The sequence below is a fragment of the Polynucleobacter sp. UK-Gri1-W3 genome (genome assembly GCF_018881595.1).
Taxonomy (GTDB): Bacteria; Pseudomonadota; Gammaproteobacteria; order Burkholderiales; family Burkholderiaceae; genus Polynucleobacter.
This window is the reverse complement of the sequence record NZ_JACVQA010000014.1, coordinates 56917-79699: the sequence shown is the minus strand read 5'-3', so window position 1 is coordinate 79699 and position 22783 is coordinate 56917. Positions and strand designations below refer to the sequence as shown.

The 22783-nt window shown below is 46.3% G+C and carries 19 protein-coding genes, 1 other RNA gene and 2 pseudogenes; 17 read left to right on the top strand and 5 right to left on the bottom strand.

Features of this window, described 5'->3' with window-relative positions; all coding sequences use genetic code 11:
* Positions 1-67: 67 nt before the first annotated feature.
* The 4 genes and pseudogenes from ICN36_RS11605 to ffs all read right to left on the bottom strand — a co-directional run bounded on the left by ICN36_RS11605 (position 68) and on the right by ffs (position 2121).
* On the bottom strand, positions 68-727 hold the full coding sequence (locus tag ICN36_RS11605; RefSeq protein WP_216228508.1) for a putative quorum-sensing-regulated virulence factor: 660 nt from the start codon (positions 725-727) through the stop codon (positions 68-70).
* A gap of 342 nt (positions 728-1069) precedes the next feature.
* On the bottom strand, positions 1070-1384 hold the full coding sequence (locus tag ICN36_RS11600; protein ID WP_370623509.1) for a helix-turn-helix domain-containing protein: 315 nt from the start codon (positions 1382-1384) through the stop codon (positions 1070-1072).
* A pseudogene (locus ICN36_RS12090) lies at positions 1377-1586 on the bottom strand (type II toxin-antitoxin system RelE/ParE family toxin); the annotation flags it as partial. The gene ICN36_RS11600 and the pseudogene ICN36_RS12090, both read right to left, overlap by 8 nt.
* Positions 1587-2022: 436 nt before the next feature.
* An RNA gene (ffs, locus tag ICN36_RS11590) (signal recognition particle sRNA small type) lies at positions 2023-2121 on the bottom strand.
* A gap of 32 nt (positions 2122-2153) precedes the next feature.
* Here ffs and dnaX point away from each other — a divergent pair.
* The 13 genes and pseudogenes from dnaX (at position 2154) to ICN36_RS11525 (ending at position 17352) form a co-directional block, all read left to right on the top strand.
* Positions 2154-3827, top strand: a complete 1674-nt coding sequence (dnaX, locus tag ICN36_RS11585; protein ID WP_216228506.1) for a DNA polymerase III subunit gamma/tau — start codon at positions 2154-2156, stop codon at positions 3825-3827.
* Positions 3828-3893: 66 nt separating this feature from the next.
* Entirely contained in the window at positions 3894-4217 is a 324-nt protein-coding gene (locus ICN36_RS11580) for a YbaB/EbfC family nucleoid-associated protein (protein WP_072582156.1), read from the top strand.
* 33 nt (positions 4218-4250) lie between these two features.
* The gene (recR, locus tag ICN36_RS11575; protein ID WP_216228505.1) at positions 4251-4865 is read left to right on the top strand and encodes a recombination mediator RecR; all 615 of its coding nucleotides are present in this window, start codon (positions 4251-4253) and stop codon (positions 4863-4865) included.
* Between the two features lie 247 nt (positions 4866-5112).
* The gene (locus ICN36_RS11570; RefSeq protein ID WP_216228504.1) at positions 5113-6528 is read left to right on the top strand and encodes a carbohydrate porin; all 1416 of its coding nucleotides are present in this window, start codon (positions 5113-5115) and stop codon (positions 6526-6528) included.
* Between the two features lie 185 nt (positions 6529-6713).
* Positions 6714-8231 carry a TolC family protein gene (locus tag ICN36_RS11565; protein WP_072582159.1) on the top strand — a complete coding sequence of 506 codons (1518 nt, stop codon included), beginning with the start codon at positions 6714-6716 and terminating at the stop codon, positions 8229-8231.
* 9 nt (positions 8232-8240) lie between these two features.
* A complete protein-coding gene (locus ICN36_RS11560) occupies positions 8241-9500 on the top strand; it encodes an efflux RND transporter periplasmic adaptor subunit (protein WP_216157030.1) in 1260 nt (419 codons plus the stop codon).
* Positions 9501-12578 (top strand): efflux RND transporter permease subunit, encoded by a 3078-nt coding sequence (locus ICN36_RS11555; RefSeq protein ID WP_216228503.1) that lies wholly within the window; start codon positions 9501-9503, stop codon positions 12576-12578. It begins immediately after the preceding gene.
* Positions 12579-12580: 2 nt separating this feature from the next.
* Complete coding sequence (gene surE / locus ICN36_RS11550; RefSeq protein WP_216228502.1) at positions 12581-13366, top strand: 5'/3'-nucleotidase SurE; 786 nt, start codon at positions 12581-12583, stop codon at positions 13364-13366.
* Positions 13367-13395: 29 nt separating this feature from the next.
* Positions 13396-14019 (top strand): annotated as a pseudogene (locus tag ICN36_RS11545) (protein-L-isoaspartate(D-aspartate) O-methyltransferase); the annotation flags it as partial.
* A 37-nt stretch (positions 14020-14056) separates the two neighbouring features.
* On the top strand, positions 14057-14833 hold the full coding sequence (locus tag ICN36_RS11540; RefSeq protein ID WP_216228500.1) for a peptidoglycan DD-metalloendopeptidase family protein: 777 nt from the start codon (positions 14057-14059) through the stop codon (positions 14831-14833).
* A gap of 25 nt (positions 14834-14858) precedes the next feature.
* Positions 14859-15680 carry a 3'-5' exonuclease gene (locus tag ICN36_RS11535; RefSeq protein WP_216228499.1) on the top strand — a complete coding sequence of 274 codons (822 nt, stop codon included), beginning with the start codon at positions 14859-14861 and terminating at the stop codon, positions 15678-15680.
* Positions 15673-17100 carry a 23S rRNA (uracil(1939)-C(5))-methyltransferase RlmD gene (rlmD, locus tag ICN36_RS11530; protein ID WP_216228498.1) on the top strand — a complete coding sequence of 476 codons (1428 nt, stop codon included), beginning with the start codon at positions 15673-15675 and terminating at the stop codon, positions 17098-17100. The genes ICN36_RS11535 and rlmD overlap by 8 nt, the downstream gene beginning before the upstream one ends.
* A 111-nt stretch (positions 17101-17211) precedes the next feature.
* Positions 17212-17352, top strand: coding sequence for a hypothetical protein (locus ICN36_RS11525; RefSeq protein ID WP_216228497.1), 141 nt, complete (start codon positions 17212-17214; stop codon positions 17350-17352).
* A 102-nt stretch (positions 17353-17454) separates the two neighbouring features.
* On the opposite strand, the gene ICN36_RS11520 is transcribed toward ICN36_RS11525, so the two are convergent.
* On the bottom strand, positions 17455-18156 hold the full coding sequence (locus ICN36_RS11520) for a Bax inhibitor-1 family protein (protein ID WP_216228496.1): 702 nt from the start codon (positions 18154-18156) through the stop codon (positions 17455-17457).
* 260 nt (positions 18157-18416) lie between these two features.
* On the opposite strand from ICN36_RS11520, the gene ndk reads away from it, so the two are divergent.
* Genes ndk through hisS form a run of 4 tightly spaced genes read left to right on the top strand, consistent with a single transcriptional unit; the run spans position 18417 to position 22776 of the window.
* Entirely contained in the window at positions 18417-18842 is a 426-nt protein-coding gene (gene ndk / locus ICN36_RS11515) for a nucleoside-diphosphate kinase (protein WP_071465494.1), read from the top strand.
* A 46-nt stretch (positions 18843-18888) separates the two neighbouring features.
* Complete coding sequence (rlmN, locus tag ICN36_RS11510; protein ID WP_216228495.1) at positions 18889-20097, top strand: 23S rRNA (adenine(2503)-C(2))-methyltransferase RlmN; 1209 nt, start codon at positions 18889-18891, stop codon at positions 20095-20097.
* A gap of 22 nt (positions 20098-20119) precedes the next feature.
* A complete protein-coding gene (ispG, locus tag ICN36_RS11505; protein WP_216228494.1) occupies positions 20120-21388 on the top strand; it encodes a flavodoxin-dependent (E)-4-hydroxy-3-methylbut-2-enyl-diphosphate synthase in 1269 nt (422 codons plus the stop codon).
* 38 nt (positions 21389-21426) lie between these two features.
* Positions 21427-22776 (top strand): histidine--tRNA ligase, encoded by a 1350-nt coding sequence (gene hisS, locus ICN36_RS11500; protein ID WP_216228493.1) that lies wholly within the window; start codon positions 21427-21429, stop codon positions 22774-22776.
* Positions 22777-22783 lie beyond the last annotated feature (7 nt).

The following is a 22783-nucleotide window of genomic DNA, read 5'->3' as shown; positions in this document are numbered from 1 at the left end:
GGGAATAAGGAAATCACGGATTCCTTATTCCCTTGCTCTTTTATAGAGCGTCAAAACATGGATAAAACTATTTAGCCTCTAGAGCTTTGCGCAAAAACTCCGAGACATTATCTTGACGAAGCATCCATTGCTTATAGTCAGTGGGTACTTGGCTAATGGGTTCGCCCTTATGTTTGCCAAAAGGCATGATCGTTGGAATCCTAGCCTTTTCAGACATTTCCCATAGCGCATCCAAGGAGGCTGGGTGCAGCTTATCAATAATTTGCCCAACAATCTTAGAGCAAATCCATACGTCAGCTAATGCGCTATGCGCATTACGCAGTTGATCTCTAGCGGTATCGCGTTCAAAGAAGTAGAGCAGGGCGCTTTGAGTGTGACTATCAAGCTCAGGCCATAGGCTACGTGCAAGAGCAAGGGTGCAGATACGCTTTACTTCAGGTTTACCAATTGCAACCCAGTCAAAATCAATATTGTGCCCAATGAGGTATTTAGTGCCTGCTGGCAATCGAAATGAGCTGCTTTCAGGGCAATTGACCAGCTCTTCATCCATGATGTGATGTGTAGCAAGAGCACCCAAGCTAATAGGCTTGCCGGGGTTGTAACGTTGCACCCAAGGATTACCCACTTCAAATGGCTTCAGTGAGGTGACATCGAGTGAAGCTGCTTCAATAATGACGGCATCGTTCTTATCGGTTGCTTCTACGTCAAAAATAATGGCTTGGGACATAAGGTGTTTATGGGTATTAATTATTTAATAATCCTATTGTGCCTTGAATTAATAATCACAATTGACTTTAAATAAAAAAGTACTCATAAAAGATTTGACTGGAGGTATGCTTCCCTACATTCAATCCATCTCTAATCCCTACCTATTGCTCTCTAAAGTCTCTACGCTGAACCCTTCCATCAAGAGGAGATCAGCTTTGCGAGTTTCTATTGAGTGTTGTCACAAACAGCTTCAGTTGTTTAAGATTCAGCTAGACGCGCGAACCGTCCTGGTTCTAGTGATCATTTGGGGATTATTCAAGATTCTGAAAATCTTCTAGAGCTTAATAAATCCGATCCTGCTTTAGACCATCTTGATCAGCAGCTTCTTTCCGCAGGCATGAGCGTACTTTCGTAAGGTCGAAAACGATGGTGAATGGCTATCACTCCGAATGGATGATTCGAGGCGCGAGATAGCGCTCTTTGTTGTTCCCATAATTTGTGCAACCTGTTCTTGCGTAAGTCCAGCCTCTTTGCGAGCCTGAAATAATTCAGAAAGGGCTGCATATTCTTCTTCTAGAGCATCCCAAGCCTTTTTGAACTGCGGGTTAGCAAATAACTTTTCATCGTCTTGGCGAGAGTGGGGGACAGGTGCATATTTATCTTTTTTCTTAATCATTTTCATTTACCTCTTTTAGTCGCTTGCGCGCCTTCTTTATTTCCTTATCTGGAGTCTCTTGCGTTTTCTTAATAAAGCTATACAAAACAATGATGCGTTTACCAATCATCATTCCGTAGAAAACTCGCCCAATACCTTCGCTACCCCTGCAGCGTATTTCAAATAAGCCATCACCCATTGCCCTAGAGTGGGGCAGTCTTAGATCAGCACCGTATTGCTACATCAAATCTAGTAGGCGCCTGTAATCCGCCAAAACTCCTGCAGGCCAAGAAAAAATCTCAGCCTTAGTGCGCTCATTGAAGTAGTAGATAGTCCAAATACTCAAGATAATGTTCTCATATATGTGAACTTATTACAACTGTAGGATGTAATGCGATGGAAGAAAAGGCCGGTAAATCGAGTTGGGAAGAGGTTTTCTAGCTTATGAACAGAGGAGAGCTTTGTTTATCAGTAACGACTGATTTTTATGTAGGAAGTGCAGCAAATTGACCTACGGCGGGCGCCCCAAAATACTAATTTGGAATATCAGTAAATAAGAGACAAAAGCGCCACGGGAATGATGTTGCAAATCAGGCTGCAAACGTTGCCCAGCAAGCAACAGTTGTGAGGGTGACGTATCTGAATAAATGAAGTGAAGGGTGGATGAGCCAAACCCCCGGCACTGGCAGAAATTGGGTTTGGCTGCTTCGTTCCCGACCTGACCAGGTTATCCAACCCACCATGCGGGGAGGCCCATCCAATTCCATTTTAGCTTGTTAGAATGTAAGACATGACAGCATTGGCATTAGCCCGTTCGTGGCGCCCCAAAACCTTCTCTGAATTAGTCGGCCAAGACCATGTGGTCAAGGCTTTAACGCATGCCTTGGATCAGGGTCGCCTGCACCATGCATGGCTTTTTACGGGTACTCGTGGAGTGGGTAAGACCACAATTGCCCGAATTATGGCTAAAGCTCTCAATTGCACAGGTTCCGATGGTTCCGGCAAGATGACTTCAGAGCCTTGCGGAAAATGCCCTGCATGTATGGAAATCGATGCAGGTCGTTTTGTTGACTATATAGAGATGGATGCTGCGAGTAATCGTGGTGTTGACGATATTGCTTCTCTTCTAGAAAAAGCAGCTTACGCACCAAGTAATGCACGCTACAAGGTCTACATGATTGACGAGGTGCACATGCTCACCAATCATGCTTTTAATGCCATGCTCAAAACTTTGGAAGAGCCTCCAGAGCACGTCAAATTTATTCTGGCAACAACCGACCCACAGAAAATTCCCGTAACCATTCTGTCGCGTTGCTTGCAGTTCAACCTCAAGCAAATGCCAGTGCCACTCATTGTTGAGCATCTAGAAAAAGTACTCGCTGCCGAGAAGGTGGAGTGCGAAGTTAATGCCTTGCGTGTTCTTGCCAAGGCAGCTCAAGGTTCAATGCGCGATGCTTTATCGCTAACCGATCAAGCCATTGCCTACGCAGCTGGCAAAGTAAGTGAAGAATCTGTACGTGGCATGCTCGGCACTCTAGATGACGCTTATCTTATTCGTATTCTGGATTGCCTCATTGCTAAAGATGGTGCAAGTCTTCTGGCGGTTGCAAACGAGATGGGAGAGCGCAGCATGTCTTTCTCATTAGCATTACAAGATCTATCCAGCTTGTTGCAAAAGATTGCAGCAGCGCAAGTTGTTCCAGAGTCTGTATTAGAAGATTGGCCAGAAGCAGGTGAGATTCGTCGCTTAGCTGGTCAACTTGCAAAAGAAGAGGCGCAACTCTTCTATCAAATCACGATTACAAGTCGTCCAGATTTATCACTAGCCCCTGATGAGCAAACAGGCTTTGCCATGACACTGTTGCGTATGTTGGCGTTTCGTCCGGGCAATGGTGGAGGAGGCAATTCTTCTTCGGCACCATCAGCGCCATCAGCCCCACCTGTAAATACTGCTCGTCCAGCACCTTCAATGCCGGCAGCTAGAACAGCTGCTCCTACACCAGCAGCAAAAGCTGCTGCTCCAGATCCAACCCCATCATCCGCTACTACAGCACCTGTTGCTGCTTTAGCTAGCTCAGCTGAGCGTCCAGATTGGCATGCTTTGATGCGTCAGTTGCCCGTTAAAGGGATGGTGCAGCAGTTAGCGTTTCAGACAGAATTAGAGGATTGGAATGATTCAGCGTCTGGAGTACGTGCAACGATTGTGACGCCAATGCCGCAGTTAGCTTCTGATGCATCTGTTGGTCGCCTAGTCGATGCACTTACTGCTCACTTTGGTAAGCCAGTGAAGATCGTGATTGAAAAGGGTGAAGTAGAAGGCAAGACTGTTGCCAAGGTTGATGCCCAGATTCATCAAGAGAAAAGAATGAATGCGGAACAGATGATTGCTGCTGATCCATTTATTCAGCAATTAGAAAAAGAGTTTGGTGCCAAGGTAGTTGGCGGTTCTGTTAAGCCGCTGTAATGCGACCTCTTTAATTCAATATCAATATTCATAAATCATAAGTAATACCACTAAGGAAATAAAGCGATGATGAAAGGTGGACTTGCTGGCCTCATGAAACAGGCTCAGCAGATGCAAGAGAAGATGAAAACTGCGCAAGCCGAATTGGCTGCGTTGGAAGTGACTGGCCAAGCTGCCGGTGGCTTAGTAAAGGTGACCATCTCTGGTAAATACGAACTCAAGCGTGTGCAGATTGATCCAGGTGCCATGGATGATCGTGAGATGTTGGAAGACCTCATCGTGACCGCCTACACAGAAGCATTTAAGCAAGTAGAGGCTGCGAGCGCACAGATGATGTCTGGCGCAACTGCTGGCATGCCTATGCCCCCAGGCTTTAAGTTGCCGTTCTAATTTAATCTTTCTAAATACGAACCTGAATATTTAATGGCGCGCATAGAAGCCCCTCAAGATGCACTCGGTCGTTTGATCGAGGCATTACGCGTTCTGCCTGGAGTAGGCCCAAAGTCTGCTCAACGCATGGCGTTCTATTTACTGCAGCATGATCGCAATGGTGCAGCTGTACTCGCGCAATCATTGGGCGAAGCAGTTGAAACAGTAGGCCACTGCGCGCGTTGCAATACGTTTTCAGAAACTCAAATTTGCGGCACATGCTCTGATGGTCGTCGTGACCCTTCATTGCTTTGCATAGTAGAAACTCCTGCAGACCAAGTCATGGTGGAGCAGACCCTCAGCTTTAAAGGTAATTACTTTGTGTTGATGGGTCGTCTCTCACCGCTCGATGGCATGGGTCCAAACGAAATTGGCTTTGATCGATTGCTCAATCGCATTGAGACTCCCGATACCGGTGTATCGATTCGTGAAGTGGTCCTTGCAACTAATTTCACTAGTGAAGGTGAGGCCACTGCTCATTACATCGGTGAAGTACTCAAAGCTAAAGGCATCAAGGTCACTCGAATCGCAAGGGGCATTCCAGTGGGTGGCGAGCTTGAGTATGTGGATGCTGGCACTTTGGCTCGCGCCTTAATGGATCGCCGCTAATTCTTCTTCGTTCCGGGTGGTGAGTTGTTTTCAGGGCACACCCAAAGACTAATTCGAGCCCAATCTATCAGTGATTGATCCTCGATCTGTCATCTCTGGGACATAAAGACTAGGTAAATTGCCTCTTTTTGGGGATAATTTGGGCTGCACCACCCTTGGGCTTCAATCCCAGGCCGTGAGAGCACAGATTTTTCCTTCAATCTGTTGCCATAACCACTAGGTTTAGCAACCTCATCAGAAATCGTGAATGACCCGCAAGCTTTTGCTCATTCTCTTGTTAAGTTTTGTCACTGCTTCTGTGTACGCACAGCGGGCAGGGTCAGGCGCCGACCAAATTGCGAGTTTTGCAGAAGCAATTCAGGGATTGCCAACAGAAGGTGAGATCCTAGGGTTGCCTGTAAACGTACACGGTCAAACTACCTATATTAATCAGCGCTACAACGCATTCAATTCCCCTTATCAGGGGCAAAACAGTTTGCTACCCGATAAGTCGATGAGTTATACCTGGTCGGGGACGCTATTTTTTGGTGCACGTGTCGCCTCTGATACTGATATTTATTTCAATCCTGAAGTAGTTTCTGGGGTGCCTTTTTCTGGATTGACAGGTTTAGGTGGTCCTACCAATGGCGAGGCAACTCGCGCACAAGGTGCACAAGCCCACTTTTATTCTGCTCGCGCATTCTTGCGTCAAACGATTAACCAAGAGGGCGGTAAGGTCGAGTTAGAAAATGATGCCAACCAGATTAGTCAAACAGTCAGCAGCAATCGATTTGTGATTACTGCAGGACAGTTTTCTACATTAGATATTTTTGATGACAGTAGGTACGCTAAAGATCCCCGCGTGCAATTTATGAACTGGGGCAATATGACTTACCTAGCTTATGACTACGCAGCCGATGCGCGCGGCTATAGCTGGGGCTTGGCGGGTGAGTGGTATCGTGATAATTGGGTCTTTAGAGCCTCACGCATGCTAGCCCCAAAAGACCCAAACGGGCGCGATCTGAACTGGCAAATTTTTAATTCTTACGGTGATCAGATTGAGGTAGAGCGTCAGCATAGTATTGGCAGCTTACCGGGTAAGGTCAGTGTCCTAGGTTACCGTAATCGCATGGTTATGGCACGATTTACTGACGCTACTAATTATTTGTTGGTGAATAATGCTCAGGGCACTCAAGCTATTGTCAATGTTCGCAATAGCGCTCAAGTCAAAACCGGTATTGGTTTAAATGCTGAACAAGCCTTGACCAAGGACATGGGTATATACATGCGGGCATTCACATCCGATGGCCATACAGAAACTATGGCTTTTGCAGAGGCCGACAGCTCTTTATCTGTTGGTATGGGGATTAATGGTGAGCGCTGGGGTAGGGCCAAAGATACGATAGGCCTATCTGCGATGCTCAATGGCATTTCATCTAATCGAAGAGCCTATTTACAAGCAGGAGGAATTTCCAATTTCATTGGTGACACCCCTTATCCTTACGCAGGTCCAAGTCAGTCTATTAGTTATAAGCCTGAACAAATTAGTGAGGTGTACTACAACGCTTTGGTGATTCAAAATGTCCTCTTGGGTCTCAACTATCAGCACATCATGAACCCAGCCTACAATGCTGCTCGCGGTCCTGTAAATGTTGTGTCTTTTAGGATTCATGCCGAGTTCTAAGAATTTTTAGACTCGATCCATAATTATTATCTTTAGAATCAATAACATAGAGAATTTTAATAATTCGACTTTTATCCTTTATCCCCTATAATCCTTAAAACCTCCAGAATCGCGTTTAAATTTGGTCGAAATCTGCATCTGGAGCTATAAAAACAGCATTTTTATTGATTTAGAGGCTGCCGCATTTGTTAATCCTTACACGTAAAATTAGCGCATTCAATGCTGCTCACTGCATCACTTCCTTGGTAGTTGCGACTTTTGCTTGCTCTGTGTTTGCGCAGTCCGCTACCAATGACATCACGCCGGCAAGTGTCAGCGTGCAAACAGGTGATACATCTTTAACTGCGCCTCCCTCAATTAGTGCTCAGCTGAGTGCTAAGGATAAGTCCTCAAAGGCTACGGAACTATTTGCACCAGTTACCAAACAAAATACCCCAAAGATTTATGTCAACAACGCATCAACTGGCTCATCAGAAATGGATTTACGCCAACTTTGGAGTGAGCTCAAACTCAATAATCCCCAGCTTGGCGCATTGCGTGAATCGTATTTATCGGCGAAAGCGACTGTGCCTCAAATTGCAGCACCAGCTAATCCACAGGTTGGTCTAGTGTGGTCCGGTATGCCGGCTAACTCCCCATTTGCATTAGGTGGTGCTAATGCACCATCTCAGCAATACCCCGGTGGAATTAGTAGTAATAACTCAATTTCGATTGCTCAGCCATTTCAGTTTCCAGGTAAAAAGAGTTTAGCTGCTGATATTGCCGATACCAATGCAGAGGCATTGCTAGCTCAATCTGAGGCAGCCTATTTGCAGTTAGGTGCACAGTTATCTACGCTGTATTACAGCGCGCTTGCTGCACAAAAGCAGTTGCAAGTGCTAAAAGAGTCGGTGATTCGTTTGGAGATGATTAAGAATGTTGCGAAGGCTCGCTATGCGAATAATGCTGCTGCTTATGTTGAGTATTTAAATGCTCAAGTTGCTCAAAGTTCTGCAGAAGCAGATCAATTTAATTTAGAGCGCCAGCTACAAGTAGCGTTAAACAACATTAATACTTTAGTGGGGCGCCACTCACGTGAAAAGCTTGTTCTCAAAGGCGATGTCCGCCGTTCGATGAATGCAATGCCAACCTTGATAGAGTTAGAGGATTACGCCGAATCTAGTCACCCAAGTCTAAAAGGATCTGCCCTCCAATTGGAGGCCGCTCGCAAAGGGGTGACCTTGGCGAAGAAGGCCTACTTGCCAGATTTCCAGGTGATTGGTTCTTCCTATACCCCACGCGGACCATTTTCAGCCAATAATGGTGCCTTGTTTTACCAGTTGGAGTTAGACCTCATTATTCCTTTGTATTTTTTCACCAAAGAAAAGTACGGGGTAGAACAAGCGATCCGCAATCAAGCTTCTGCTGAGGCAAGCGATATTTCTAATCGTCAACAGATCGTGTTGGCTGTGAACTCAGCTTACGCTTCTTATGAGCAAGCCAGAACTGCGGCAAACTTTCTCAGGGATAGGCAAGTACCTCAGGCTGATGCCGCATACAAGGTCGGATTAACTCAGTATTCCAATAATGGCCAAGGGTTCAATGATTTGTTAACAGCACAAACGCAATTACGCGGCTTGGAAATTCAGCTGGCTCTTGCGGAGAGTAATTTATTGCAAGCGCAAGCTGTTTTATTGGCTACGGCCGGTAAAGAACCTTTTTAAGGAGTTGTTTTGAAGCATAAACTGATTGCCATTTACCAGCGAGCTCTTGCAGAAGCGCATAAGCTAAAAGATCAATTTGTAGCGCGCATTGATGCGAATACAAATAATATCCATCGCTCCTATTGGGCGCTACCACCGGAGACGCGCGCTCGACTGCGTTTAGTGATCATTTGTATTTCAATTTTGATGCTGGGCATTGTGATAGGGCTATTTGTTAATGTGAACCGTCCAGTCAAGCTTGAAAAAAATGATAAGTCATTAAAGGTAGAGTCGTCTGGTGCGATGGAGTTAAAGCTCCCAGGTCTCAATTTAAATCCAGATGTTTATGTATTTACCGAGGCCATTAAATCGGATGTTCCAGTTGAGTTAGCTATGCCTGGTCGTTTGACGTTTAATGCTGAAAAATCGAAAGTGCTCTCGGCTCGAGCTGCTGGACGGGTTGAGCGGATTGACGCCTTTGATGGTGCGCAAGTAAAAGTGGGCTCTCCTGTTTTGGAGATGTATAGCCCAGATTTTATTTCTGCTCAGCAAGAATATCTACTGTCCTCTAAGACTACGAAGATTCTAGAGAATAATAAAGCGATCGGTGATTTATTGTCGGATTCTCGTATTACACAAGAGGCTGCTGCCAACCGCATTCGTAATTTAGGTGCCGGTGATGGCGACATTCATTTCCTAGAAAAGACTGGTAAAACGCAAACCAACTTAGTAGTGCGATCACCAATTGATGGCGTGGTAGTGAAGCGTGCAGTAGAGCCTGGTGCTTTTGCCAACATTGGCGATGTTTTGGCCACCTTGGCGGATCCGAAGGCCTTATGGTTCTTGGGTAACGTATACGAGCAAGATATTGCCAAGATTCAAAAAGGTCAAACCATTATTTTGCGTACTGAAGCCTATCCAGACAAAGTATTCACTGCTAAAACTAATTTTATTGCGCCCACTATTGATCCGGATACCAGGGCTTTAGTGATTCGTTGTGATGTTGATAATTCCGATGGTTTATTGCGTCCGGATATGTTTGCTTCAGGCAAGCTACAGGTTGGCTCATCGCAGGCTGTCGTTTTGCCACAGACTGCTATTGTGCGGGTTCGCGAGATGCGTTATGTCATTATCAGAACGGCTCCGGATACTTTTAGACGTTTTGTGGTCAAAGGTTTCGATCTTGATGGCAAACAATTTGCGGTGACCGAAGGTGTTGAGCCTGGTATGCAAGTATTAACGGATGGCGCGGTCTTGTTAAATGATCGTTTTGCGAAGCAGGAGGAGTAATTGAGTTTCGCAACGAACTTTCTAAGGAGCGTTTTAGATAAACGTGTTCTCATCCTCTTCGCTTCTTTTGTTTTATTGTGCATGGGCGGATATAGTCTCAAGCAATTGCCTATTCAGCCTTACCCTGGTGTAGCGCCGCTCACCATCCAAGCGATCTCCCAATGGCCTGGAAGAAGTACAACCGAAGTAGAGCAGCAGGTGACTATTCCAGTAGAAAATGCACTCGCTGGCATTCCCGGAGTTAAGGCATTCCGCTCGGTATCTCTCTTTGGTCTTTCTGTTGTCACGCTCAAATTTAATGACAACGCAGATCCTTTTAAAGTACGCCAAATCTTTATTTCCAACTTGGGAAATGTGACTTTCCCCCCGGGCGTGAGTTCAAGTGTGAGTCCTGATTCGGATGCTACTGGCGAGATCTTGCGTTACCAAGTTAAGTCTGACTATGCGTCTCCAACCCGACTAAAGACTTTGCAGAACTATGAGATCTATAAAGAGCTCAAACAAACACCCGGAATCGCAGACGTTTCTTCCTTTGGGGGGAAGGTACGGCAGTACAACGTGATTGTTCGCCCAGAGAGCCTGCAATCTAAAAATATTACTGTGGCGCAGCTAATTGATGCCTTAACAAAGGCTAATGACAATACTGGCGGCGGTGTTTTGCCAAGTGGTGAACAGCAGTTTGTTGTACGCGGTGTCGGCTTGCTAAAGAATTTAGATGATATTAGGCGCGTAGTGATTGCTGTTAATAATGGCGTGCCCGTTCGTATTGGTGATGTAGCAACGGTAGAAATTGGCAATGCACCACGTTTGGGCTTGTTCCAGTTTGACGAAAATCCTGACTCAGTAGAAGGAATCGTCTATTTGCGTCGCGGCGAGAATGCCTCCGAAGTCTTGGCGCGAGTGCGTGAAAAAATTACCACAATCAATGCCCATGTATTGCCTCCTGGCATTGAAGTCAAGCCATTCTATGATCGTCAGGTGCTATTAGATATTACTGTCGGCACAGTAAAGCATACGATGTTCTTTGGCATATCTATGGTCTTGATATTGCTGTATATCTTCTTAGGAAATTTTAGGGCCGCTGCAGTAGTTGCAGTTGTCATTCCGCTGGCACTGTGTTTCTCTTTCATCATGATGTACGTGTTTAACGTACCAGCTAATCTAATTTCTTTAGGGGCCATTGACTTTGGCGTGATTGTAGATGCCGCAGTGATCATCACTGAAAACGTTATGCGCCATCTAGAAGATGGCGGAAAACGCTTAAACCAAAGCATTATTTTGGCCACTGCCGAAGTACAAAGGGCCATGGTGTATTCCACCAGCATCATTATTGTTGCTTATTCCCCCTTATTTTTAATGGGTGGAGTTGAGGGAATTATTTTTAAGCCCATGGCCTTCACCATGGGCTTTGCGTTAATTGCCTCGATTATTTTGAGTCTGACATTCTTGCCGGCGGCGATTTCATATTCGTTTGGTGAAAACTTCCACCATGAGCCACCAAAATTTATCACTTGGATGCTCAGTCGCTATAAGCCATTGCTTAGACGTCTCATGGATCATCCTCGGCATGTAATTACAATATCTATTTTGGTGTTGGGGATTACTTTAATAAGCGCTACCCGTTTGGGTACGGCATTCTTGCCCACTCTTGAGGAAAACAATATTTGGTTGCGGGTTGTCTTGCCCAATACAGTAGATTTGGACTATTCCATTAGCATAGCCAATCAGCTGCGAGAAACCTTTACAAGGCAGCCTGAGATAGACCATGTTGCCGCCCAAATTGGGCGCCCTGATGATGGTACTGACTCTACCGGGGTATTTAATCAAGAGTATGGTTTGTATCTGAAATCCCCAGAAGCGATGCCTAAGGGCACTACAAAAGCCGACCTCTTGAAACGTTTACAGGGTGAGCTCAATCGTATTCCTGGAGTTTCCTTTAGCTTCTCTCAATATATTCAAGACAACGTGAATGAGGCTTTGTCGGGTGTCAAGGGTGAGAACTCGGTCAAGATTTTTGGTACTGATCTAAATATACTGAATACCAAAGCTCATGAAGTTATTGATCAGCTTAAAAAAGTACGCGGTATTGAGGACGAAAGTATTTTGAGGGAGCTTGGTCAGCCAACCTTGAATATTCAAATCGATCGTGAGCGAGCGGCGCGATATGGTGTAAATGTCGGAGATGTTCAGACTGTAGTCGCGAATGCCATTGGTGGGGCACCAGTTAGCAATTTCTTGGAGGATGAAAAAACCTTTGGTATTGCGGTGCGTTTAAATGAGTCAAGCCGAAACGATTTACCCGATATTGCTAATTTACTGATTGATACCCCTTCAGGTGCCAGGGTACCTTTGGGCATGGTTGCCAATGTTGAATTAACTGATGGCCCATTCTTTATTTACCGCGAAGCTGGGAAACGCTATATTGCTGTGATTTTTAGTGTGCGTGATCGTGATCTTGGGAGTGCCGTAGAGGATGCTAAATATTTAGTGGAGAAGAATGTGGCATTACCCGCCAATTACTCTATTGCATGGGATGGCCAATTCAATCAAATGAAGGCTGCGCAGCAAAAGCTGATGGTCATTATTCCATTAACACTGGTGGCAATTTTCTTGCTGCTAGTGACTGCTCTAGGCAACTTCCGTGATGCCATCATTGTTCTGATTAACGTACCTTTTGCGGCTATCGGCGGCATTATCGCATTGCATCTTGGCGGTGAGACTTTAAGCATTTCTGCCTTGTTTGGATTCTTATCGTTATTTGGTATTGCGATTCAGGATGGCGTGATTTTGATTTCTTATATCAATAAAACTGTTGCGCAAGAGCATGGCGCTATGAAAGATGCGATGGTTGATGGGGCTGCCTTGAGAGTGCGCCCTGTTCTGATGACCGCGATGCTAGCTGGCCTTGGTCTCTTGCCGGCAGCGCTGTCACATGCAATTGGTTCGGAAGCGCAGCGTCCATTGGCCCTTGTGATTGTAGGCGGAATGATCACCACAACTATTTTGACTTTACTAGTATTGCCAGTGATCTACGCAGCAATGAGAGCGCGTGGAAAACACAAACCAGGACTCGTTTAATCATGTCTAAGCAACCCCACATCCTGGTCTCTAATGACGATGGCTATTTAGCTCCTGGCTTGCTAGCTTTAGTAGAGGCGGTACGTCCCTTGGGTCGTATTACCGTGATTGCTCCTGAGCAGAACCATAGCGGTGCCTCGAATTCACTCACATTATCTAGACCATTGTCGATTCATCGCGTTGCTGGTGGCGAGCGGGATGGCTTTTTCTTTGTCAATGGCACACCAACCGATTGTGTGCACGTTGCCATGACAGGATTTTTGGATGAGAAACCTGACCTAGTGATCTCTGGCATCAATCAAGGTGAGAATATGGGTGAAGATACGCTTTACTCTGGCACGGTAGCCGCTGCGATTGAAGGTGTGATGTTTGGTGTACCCGGCATTGCTTTCTCGCAAATTGATCGTGGCTGGAATCGCATTGAAGATGCAGCTAAAGCAGCCCATGATGTAGTGGCGCAAATGTTGGTATCAGCTTTAGCTCGTAGCGAAGGCACGGCAACGCTGCTGAACGTCAATATCCCTAATCGTCCTTATGCAGATCTCTATCGCTGGCGCGTTACCCACTTGGGCAATCGCCATCATTCACAGCCGGTAGTGGTGCAGGATAGTCCGCGTGGTGAGAAGATCTACTGGATCGGCGCTGCGGGCGATGTCAAAGAGGGTTCAGAGGGTACGGACTTTCATGCGATCGCTGAAGGATGTATTTCGATTACCCCAATGCAGTTGGATTTAACGCACCATGCTCGTTTAGCAGCAATGCGCTCTAATGGTTGGGATCGCGGTTGAAGGCTCCCACCGAACGTTTTGCTGCCTATCGGCAAGCTTTAGCAGCAAAAGTACATGCTGGTGGTGTCAAACACGGTAAAACTTTAGAGGCCATCGCCACAGTTCCGCGCCACGCTTTTATGGACGCTGGTTTGCATGCGCAAGCCTACGAAGATACTGCGCTCCCCATAGGTCATGAGCAAACGATTTCAAAGCCATCAGTAGTGGCGCGCATGATTGAGTTGCTACATAAGCCAAGACATCCACTAGGAAAAGTATTGGAGATCGGCACAGGCTGTGGTTACCAGGCAGCAGTTCTGAGTTTGTTGGCGCAAGAGGTGTACTCCATCGAGCGTATCCGTCCTTTGCACGATATGGCTAGAGCAAAGTTGCGCCCATTTCGGATTAATAATCTACGCCTGATTTATGGCGACGGTATTTTAGGCTTGCCCCAAGCCGCACCATTTGATGGCATTATTTTGGCCGCAGCAGGATTGGGAATTCCGGATGCCTTACTAGACCAATTGTCGATTGGTGGCCGTTTGGTTGCCCCGGTCGCTAAAAATGAAAAAGAGCAACAACTCGTCATGGTTGAAAGAATGAGTTCCCAGCGCTATCAAAGGACTGTGCTGGACGAGGTCTTTTTTGTACCCTTACAATCAGGGGTAGTATGAGATTTATGATGAATTCACCAATTCAGAACCCAATTTGATGCCACGTACCTTATCGAAGCTTTTCCTCCCTGCATCCATCTCTGCATGCTTCATGCTGATGGTGGGGTGCTCTACGCCACGCACTAAGCCTGCTAACGTTACTGATCGTACTAGTGCATCTGCGACATCATTTGAACCGGCTCCCCCGGGTTACTACCGCGTGAAAAAAGGTGACACCCTGGCACGCATTGCCTTAGATCATGGTCAGGCACCTCGCGATGTGTCGCAATGGAATAGCGCAGCCAATGCGAGCTTTAACCCGAATGTTATTGAAGTGGGTGATTTGATTTTGGTTAAACCTCCAGCAGGCGCTAAGCCTGTTAAAGCGGTTGAGAAAAAAACTCCTCCTGCCTCTGATAAAGCAGACACGCCAACCAGCACTCCAGAGCCAAGCAAGTCTGAAGTCGTAGCTGAGCCCGGTATCCGTTTATCTTGGCCAGCAAAAGGCAAGGTCACTGGTGAATTTAGTGAGACTAATAAAGGCATTGATATTACTGGCAAAGTGGGCGAGCCAGTTCTTGCGGCATCAGATGGCAAAGTGGTATATGCCGGCAATAGTTTGAGAGGTTATGGCAATCTCGTCATCGTGAAACATGACAATACCTACCTCACTGCTTACGCTCATAACAGCAAACTCTTAGTAAAAGAGGGCGACACTGTTCGCAAGGGTCAGCGTATTGCTGAGATGGGCGATACAGATGCCAATGTTGCCAAACTGCATTTTGAACTTCGCGTCAACGGTAAACCGGTAAATCCAACACCGTATTTGCAGTAGTCTAGTGGGAATAGGGTGAGGGGCTATGGCCACTGTTCTGGTATTTGATATTGAAACCATTCCCGATGTAGCGGGTTTGCGACGTCTGGAGGATTTTCCAGACTCTATGAGTGATGCCGAAGTCGCTAGCAAAGTGATGGCTGAGCGCGCAGAGAAGACTGGTAGTGAATTTCTCCCTCTATTTCTACAAAAGATTGTTGCCATCTCTTGTGTGATTCGAAGAACCACTAAAGAAGGTTTGCCACAAATTAAAGTCGGCACCCTAGGCACCCCTCAAGATGATGAGAAAGTATTAATACAAACTTTTTTTGACCTGATTGAAAAATATACCCCTCAATTAGTTTCTTGGAATGGCAGTGGCTTCGATTTGCCGGTGCTGCACTATCGCGCTTTAGCGAATCATGTTCAAGCACCGCGTTACTGGGAGATGGGTGAGAGCCAAGATTCTGATAGTCGAGAATTTAAGTGGAATAACTACATCAGTCGTTATCACATGCGCCATCTCGACATGATGGATCTGCTGGCTAAATTTAACGGCCGCGCTAATGCACCATTGGATGGCTTGGCCAAGCTCTGCGGTTTCCCTGGCAAGATGGGTATGGATGGCAGTCAGGTATGGCCAGCTTATCAAGACGGCAAGATTAATGACATCCGCCGCTACTGCGAAACTGATGTAGTTAATACATATTTGATGTATTGCCGCTTTCAGTTACTACGCGGTGGATTCTCCCTTGAAGAATATCAAGAGGAAATTGATTTTGTAAAAGCCTATCTAGAAACAGAATCCAAAGAACCCAATGGTGGTCAATGGCAAGAGTACCTTCAGGGTTTTGCAGCGGATGCGTAGAGGGGATAAGCCAGTCAATATTGAGGTGACTGAGCCAATTAAAGTCGAAGCCTTAGATTTGGATGCGCAAGGAATTGCACGTCTAGCTCCCAATGAGGAGGAGGTCACCCAAGGTCAAAGCGGTAAGGTGATCTTTATTAAAGGGGCACTACCAACTGAGTTGGTGACTTACACCATTACGAGCAATAAATCCCGCTTTAGCAAAGCCAAAGTACGCGAGATTTTGAAGCCTGCCGTGTTCAGGGCAGAGCCCAAGTGCAAAGCCTTTGGGGTGTGTGGTGGCTGTACGATGCAACATCTCGATATTCGTGCGCAGGTTGCTATGAAGCAGCGCGTACTCGAAGATGACTTGCATCATATTGCCAAAGTAAAGCCAGAAGAAATTCTGCGCCCGATGGGTGGACCTACTTGGGAATATCGTCACCGTGCACGTTTAAGTGCCGTCAATCGATCCATTAAAAAAGGAACGGTACTCATCGGTTTTCACGAAGGTAAGAGCGGTTATGTAGCCGACATGCTGGCGTGCGAGATTTTGCCAAAGCATGTGTCTAATTTATTGCCAGAGATGCGTAAATTGGTCATGGGATTGTCGATTGTTGATCGCATGCCGCAGATTGAGATTGCGGTTGGTGAACCAGAAGATGCTCAATCAGATGATCCCGTAAAGTCCAAGCCCGTCACCGCCTTAGTGTTTCGCAATCTCAAGCCCTTAACTGCGGATGATGAGCAGCTCTTGCGTGACTTTGCGGATCATCATCAGGTATGGATTTGGCTCCAGCCCAAGGGTATAGAAACAGTAGCACCGTTTTACCCCGAGACTGGCAAGCTATGCTATCGCTTGCCCGAATTTGAAATTGAGATGCCCTTTAAGCCTGCTGATTTCACACAAGTAAATCATATGATGAATCGTGCATTGGTAAGCAGGGCGATTCGATTGCTTGAAGTCAAAGAAACAGATCGAGTATTGGATCTCTTTTGCGGAATTGGTAATTTCACATTACCCCTTGCCAGAAAAGCAAAACAAGTTTTAGGTATCGAAGGCTTAGCCACATTAACAACGCGCGCAAAAGAAAATGCAGTGCATAACGATTTGCATGATCAAGTCAGCTTCATGCAAAGTGATTTATTTGAGGTCACAACAGAAACGATTGCATCATGGGGTAAAGCAGAGCGCTGGCTAATGGATCCCCCGCGCGAGGGCGCAATAGAGATTTGTAAAGCGCTTGCAGAATTGCATATTGCGCAAAGTGAATTGTTGCCACAACGCATTGTTTACGTATCCTGTAATCCCAAAACTTTGGCGAGGGATGTGGAGATCTTGTGCCATCAGGCAGGCTACACATTAAGTAGTGCGGGCATTATTAATATGTTTCCCCACACCTCCCACGTTGAGTCTATGGCCGTATTTGATCGTCTATAGCCCCTCAAGCTCCAGATTTAATTCTATTTTCCGTAAGTATTGCCCATATTTAGTGCATTTAGCCTGTTGCTGGTGCGGCGCCCTCAAAATCATGTCTTATAGAAGAGTAGATTGAAATTGTGCGGAGATGTATTGCCGCCAATGAAGGAATCTACCCCCTGGGAGAACGTCATGAAAGCCTCAGATAGTTTTGCAATCTTATTGATTTTGGTTGCGCTATCCTATGCCGTGAGCATGTTTGTAGCGACTTAATTATTTAGCTAAACAAACAGACTAAATAGCAGCAATAAAAAAGGCGCCCGCAGGCGCCTGATGAGAACAACACACTAAAGTTTTAGCGTGTCTTAATCACTCTTAATCTCTATTACCACCAACAATACCCAAGAGGGCAAGTAAGTTGGTGAAGACGTTATAGACATCTAAATAAATAGCCAAAGTAGCCATGATGTAATTTGTTTCGCCACCATTGATTACGCGTTGTACGTCAACCAGAATAAAGACGGAGAAGATTGCAATGGCAAGAACCATCACTGTCAACATTAAGGCTGGTAACTGCAACCAGATATTAGCTAGGGAGGCAAGGATCAAGAGCAATACACCTACCATCAAGAATTTTCCAAGACCGGAGAAATCACTCTTGCTCACCGTAGCAATCGTTGCCATGGTGGCGAAGATTGCAGCCGTACCGCCAAATGACAGCATGATCAATGTCGCACCATTACTATAACTATTGAGCGTGAAGCCAATCAAACGGGACATCATGATGCCCATGAAGAAGGTAAAGCCCAGAAGCAGGAGAACGCCCACGCCGGTATCTTTATTTTTCTCAATTGCCCAGAAGAAACCAAAGGCAACAGCCATAAACACGATGAAGCCAATAAATGGACTGCCCGAGAACAGACTTAGACCCATGGCTACTCCAAGCCAGGCGCCAATAACGGTTGGAACCATCGATAGCGCCAATAGGGCGTAAGTATTGCGGAGTACGCGATTGCGTACCTGGGCGGTGCTAATTGAGCCGGTTTGGCCAAAGCCGTAAGAGTTCAGATCACTCATATTGACTCCTTCTTTTTCATTGTTATTACAAGAGCCCACGAAGGGCTGTTAACACTAAGTATAGACAAAACACCCTAATTTCAAGCCGCCATTGAAAAGACCTACAAATTAAAGGCTTATGCCCTGTAAATTCAAGGGCTTAGCCCTACGGGCATAGGGGTAAATACGGTCAAGCAATGTATAATTTGGGGGTCGCTGGAGTGGGGCGCTTTATTGGGCTTCCCCGGCAAATACCTTTGAAATCACTATTGGAGTCTTGCATGGCAATTGAACGCACCCTTTCTATTATCAAACCTGATGCTGTCGCTAAAAACGTTATCGGCAAAATCTATGACCGTTTTGAGTCTGCTGGTTTGAAGATCATTGCTTCCAGAATGGCGCATTTGTCACAGAATGAAGCTGAGCAGTTCTACGGCGTTCACAAAGATCGTCCTTTCTTCAAAGACTTGGTGAGCTTCATGATCTCTGGTCCTGTAATGATTCAAGTATTGCAAGGCGAAGGTGCTATTGCTAAGAATCGTGACTTGATGGGTGCCACTGATCCGAAGAAGGCAGAAAAAGGCACAATCCGTGCTGACTTTGCTGACAGCATCGATGCAAACGCGGTGCACGGTTCTGATGCTCCTGAAACAGCTGCTGTGGAAGTTGCTTTCTTCTTCCCTGGCATGAATGTTTTCAATCGTTAATCTACGATTGCTAACGAATAACCTATTTAATATATAAGTAGGCGCATTGACCTCCCCGCGCGTAAATCTCTTAGATTTTGACGCTGACCAAATGGCAGCGTATGTCGCGGGGTTGAATGAAAAGCCCTTTAGGGCGAAGCAACTCATGCAGTGGATACACCAACGTGGTGTAGGCAACATCAATGACATGAGTGATTTAGCAAAAAGCTTTAGAGCGACTTTGCTAGATAAGGCAGAAGTACTTTCTCTACCCGTTATCAAAGATGAGCACGCCGCAGACGGTACCCGCAAATGGTTGCTGGACGTTGGTGCTGGTAATGCCGTCGAGTCAGTGTTTATTCCTGAGGACGATAGAGGCACGCTGTGTATCTCTTCTCAGGCAGGCTGCGCAGTCAATTGCCGTTTTTGCTCAACCGGGCATCAAGGCTTCTCCCGCAATCTGACTTCTGGTGAAATCATTGGACAACTTTGGTTTGCTGAACATCTTTTGCGTAATGATCCTCAGGCTATTCGCAGAATTGAAAAGTTTCCAACTCCAGGCTGGGAGCACACAGGTCGCGTCATCTCCAATGTGGTGATGATGGGCATGGGTGAACCGTTACTTAACTACGATAATGTCGTTTCTGCATTGCGCTTAATGCTCGATGACAGAGCCTATGGTTTATCACGCCGTCGTGTGACAGTTTCTACATCAGGCGTAGTGCCGATGATTGATCGTCTTGCGCAAGATTGCCCAGTAGCACTAGCAGTGTCATTGCATGCACCGAACGATGCATTACGCGATCAACTAGTACCACTCAACCAAAAATATCCTTTACGTGAATTGCTCGACGCTTGTGAGCGTTACTTGCCGTTTGCACCAAGAGATTTCTTGACGTTTGAATACTGCATGCTCGATGGCGTCAATGATTCTGATATTCAGGCCAAAGAGTTGGTTCGTTTGCTGAGAAACATTAAGTGCAAAATCAACCTCATTCCATTTAACCCATTTCCAGAATCCGGTCTCAAGCGCTCATCAGCCCAGCGTGTCAACGCTTTCGCTGGTATCTTGTTAGATGCGGGTATGGTGGCGACTGTGCGCAAGACTCGGGGCGATGATATTGCCGCAGCTTGTGGTCAATTGGCAGGCGACGTAGTGGATCGTACGCGTGTACGTGAGCGTGATGTCCATAGTGCCGAAATCGAAATCGAAGAAGCGGAATCCGATGAGCAGTCAAATGAGTACCCAATTGAGTGGCTCAAAAAACTTAATTAAAGATTAGATCCCGATTATTTCAATGAGCTCTAATAATTTATTGCCGCCCCTACCGCTAGGACCATCCCCTAAGCGAGCAACTCGCCAAGCGACCGTTGCTTGGAAGACCAACATCATTACTGTTGGTGGTGATGCGCCAGTACGCGTGCAGTCGATGACTAATACTGATACAGCGGATGCCTTAGGTACCGCGATTCAAGTAAAAGAATTAGCCCGCGCGGGTTCGGAGATGGTGCGTATTACGGTCAATACACCAGAGGCAGCCGCTGCGGTTCCTTATATTCGTGAACAGCTAGATAAGATGGATGTCTTGGTGCCCTTAATTGGCGATTTCCATTACAACGGTCATACCTTATTGAATGATTTTCCAGACTGCGCTAAAGCGCTCTCTAAGTATCGTATCAACCCAGGCAATGTGGGTAAGGGCGCTAAGCGTGACCCACAATTTGCGCAAATGATTGAAGCAGCTTGCAAATATGACAAGCCGATTCGAATTGGTGTGAACTGGGGAAGCTTGGATCAAGAACTCTTGGCTTCCATTATGGATAGCAATGCGGCCTTAGCCGTTCCAAAAACTGCACAAGAAGTGATGATTGAAGCCTTAATTCAGTCAGCATTGCAGTCGGCAGAAAAAGCAGTTGAGTTAGGAATGAATCCTGATCAAATTTTACTTTCTTGCAAAGTGAGTAATGTGCAAGACTTAGTCGCTGTGTATCGCGACCTCTCACGTCGCTCTGACTATCCATTGCACTTAGGTTTAACGGAAGCAGGCATGGGCAGCAAAGGTATCGTGTCTTCAACAGCGGCAATGGGCATCTTGTTGCAAGAAGGCATTGGCGACACGATTCGCGTTTCGTTAACACCTGATCCAGGCGCTCCTCGTGAGAACGAAGTGATCGTTGCTCAAGAAATACTGCAAACCATGGGCTTACGCAATTTCACGCCAATGGTGATTGCTTGCCCTGGTTGCGGCAGAACTACCAGCACAACATTCCAAGAATTAGCAGCCAATATTCAATCGTATTTGCGTCAACAAATGCCGGTTTGGAAGAAAACCCATCCTGGCGTTGAGAATATGAATGTGGCAGTAATGGGGTGTATCGTAAATGGCCCAGGCGAGAGCAAGCACGCCAATATTGGTATTTCATTGCCGGGAACGGGTGAAACCCCAGCTGCACCAGTATTTGTGGATGGAGTGAAGGTAAAAACCCTGCGCGGTGAGAAAATTGCCGAAGAGTTTCAGGTAATTGTTGACGAGTACGTTAAACAAAACTACGCATCTAAGGTTTAAGTAGATTTAAGCAAGGCAATAACAAAACAATAATAAAAATGACTGATCAAAGTAAAGACCAAAAACCCGAAGTCAAGATCCAGAACACCCAAAAAGTGCAGAAGATTAATGGCGTTCGCGGTATGAATGATTTGCTACCAGCAGATGCGGCGCAGTGGGCACATCTTGAGCATGTCCTACGCGATTTAACACGCGCCTATGGTTATGAATTTTTGAGAACGCCAATCGTAGAAGCAACTGCAGTATTTCAGCGTGGTATTGGCGAAGTGACCGACATTGTTGAAAAAGAAATGTATTCTTTTGAGGATCGCTTAAATGGTGAACAGCTCACATTGCGTCCCGAAGGTACTGCTGCGTTAGTACGTTCCGTCATTGAAAATAATTTGATTTACGAAGGCCCTAAGCGCCTTTGGTATACCGGACCGATGTTCCGTCATGAGCGTCCACAGCGTGGTCGTTACCGTCAGTTCCACCAATTTGGTGTTGAAGCTTTAGGCTTTGCTGGTCCCGATATCGATGCAGAAATCATCCTGATGGGTCAACGTCTGTGGGATGAGCTGGGCTTGAAGGGTGTTCGCTTGGAGATCAATTCCCTGGGACAGGCTCCTGAGCGTGCCCAACATCGTGCTGCATTAGTGACCTACTTTGAGAAAAATAAATCACAACTCGACGAAGATTCACAGCGTCGCCTCATTAGCAACCCATTACGTATTCTGGATTCTAAAAATCCAGAGATGCAGGCATTGATCGAAGGTGCACCAAAGTTATTGGATTTTTTGGGAGAAGAGTCGCTCAAACACTTCAATATAGTACAGGCTTTAATCAAAGCAAATAATATCCCTTGCAAAATCAATCCCCGTTTAGTCCGTGGCTTGGATTATTACAACCTTACGGTATTTGAGTGGGTGACTGATGAGTTAGGGGCTCAAGGTACGATTGCTGGCGGTGGACGTTATGACCCTTTAATTGAGCGCATGGGCGGCAAAGCAGCACCTGCTTGTGGCTGGGCAATGGGTATGGAGCGCGTCCTCGAGTTGATGAAGGTCTCTGGATCTTTGCCCGAAGCTCAAGCCCAATGCGATATCTTTGTTTTGCACCAAGGTGGCGAGACTTTAACTGCCGCCATGATCATCGCCGAGCGACTCCGAAGTGCTGGCATTGACACCGTTCTTTTCTGCCCTCCAGACGGTCAATCCGCCAGCTTTAAGTCCCAAATGAAGAAAGCTGATAGCAGTGGGGCAGCCTTTGCAGTCATTATTGGCCCTGATGAATTGGCCAAGAATGAGGCAGCACTGAAGGACTTACGCGGCACGGGGGAGCAGAAATCCGTTCCTTTGGACGATGTCTTGGGGGCGGTAATTGATGCCCTGGTTGGCACCTCAGAATAGAATTAAC

What these genes read in the sequence shown, in the direction of transcription:
- ICN36_RS11570 (WP_216228504.1), top strand. Translation starts at nt 5,113, where the DNA reads ATGACCCGCAAGCTTTTGCTCATTCTCTTGTTAAGTTTTGTCACTGCT.
- dnaX (WP_216228506.1), top strand. Translation starts at nt 2,154, where the DNA reads ATGACAGCATTGGCATTAGCCCGTTCGTGGCGCCCCAAAACCTTCTCT.
- ICN36_RS11520 (WP_216228496.1), bottom strand. Translation starts at nt 18,156, where the DNA reads ATGAGTGATCTGAACTCTTACGGCTTTGGCCAAACCGGCTCAATTAGC.
- ICN36_RS11540 (WP_216228500.1), top strand. Translation starts at nt 14,057, where the DNA reads ATGCCACGTACCTTATCGAAGCTTTTCCTCCCTGCATCCATCTCTGCA.
- recR (WP_216228505.1), top strand. Translation starts at nt 4,251, where the DNA reads ATGGCGCGCATAGAAGCCCCTCAAGATGCACTCGGTCGTTTGATCGAG.
- ispG (WP_216228494.1), top strand. Translation starts at nt 20,120, where the DNA reads ATGAGCTCTAATAATTTATTGCCGCCCCTACCGCTAGGACCATCCCCT.
- ICN36_RS11580 (WP_072582156.1), top strand. Translation starts at nt 3,894, where the DNA reads ATGATGAAAGGTGGACTTGCTGGCCTCATGAAACAGGCTCAGCAGATG.
- ICN36_RS11605 (WP_216228508.1), bottom strand. Translation starts at nt 727, where the DNA reads ATGTCCCAAGCCATTATTTTTGACGTAGAAGCAACCGATAAGAACGAT.
- ICN36_RS11600 (WP_370623509.1), bottom strand. Translation starts at nt 1,384, where the DNA reads ATGATTAAGAAAAAAGATAAATATGCACCTGTCCCCCACTCTCGCCAA.
- ndk (WP_071465494.1), top strand. Translation starts at nt 18,417, where the DNA reads ATGGCAATTGAACGCACCCTTTCTATTATCAAACCTGATGCTGTCGCT.
- ICN36_RS11535 (WP_216228499.1), top strand. Translation starts at nt 14,859, where the DNA reads ATGGCCACTGTTCTGGTATTTGATATTGAAACCATTCCCGATGTAGCG.
- hisS (WP_216228493.1), top strand. Translation starts at nt 21,427, where the DNA reads ATGACTGATCAAAGTAAAGACCAAAAACCCGAAGTCAAGATCCAGAAC.
- surE (WP_216228502.1), top strand. Translation starts at nt 12,581, where the DNA reads ATGTCTAAGCAACCCCACATCCTGGTCTCTAATGACGATGGCTATTTA.
- rlmD (WP_216228498.1), top strand. Translation starts at nt 15,673, where the DNA reads ATGCGTAGAGGGGATAAGCCAGTCAATATTGAGGTGACTGAGCCAATT.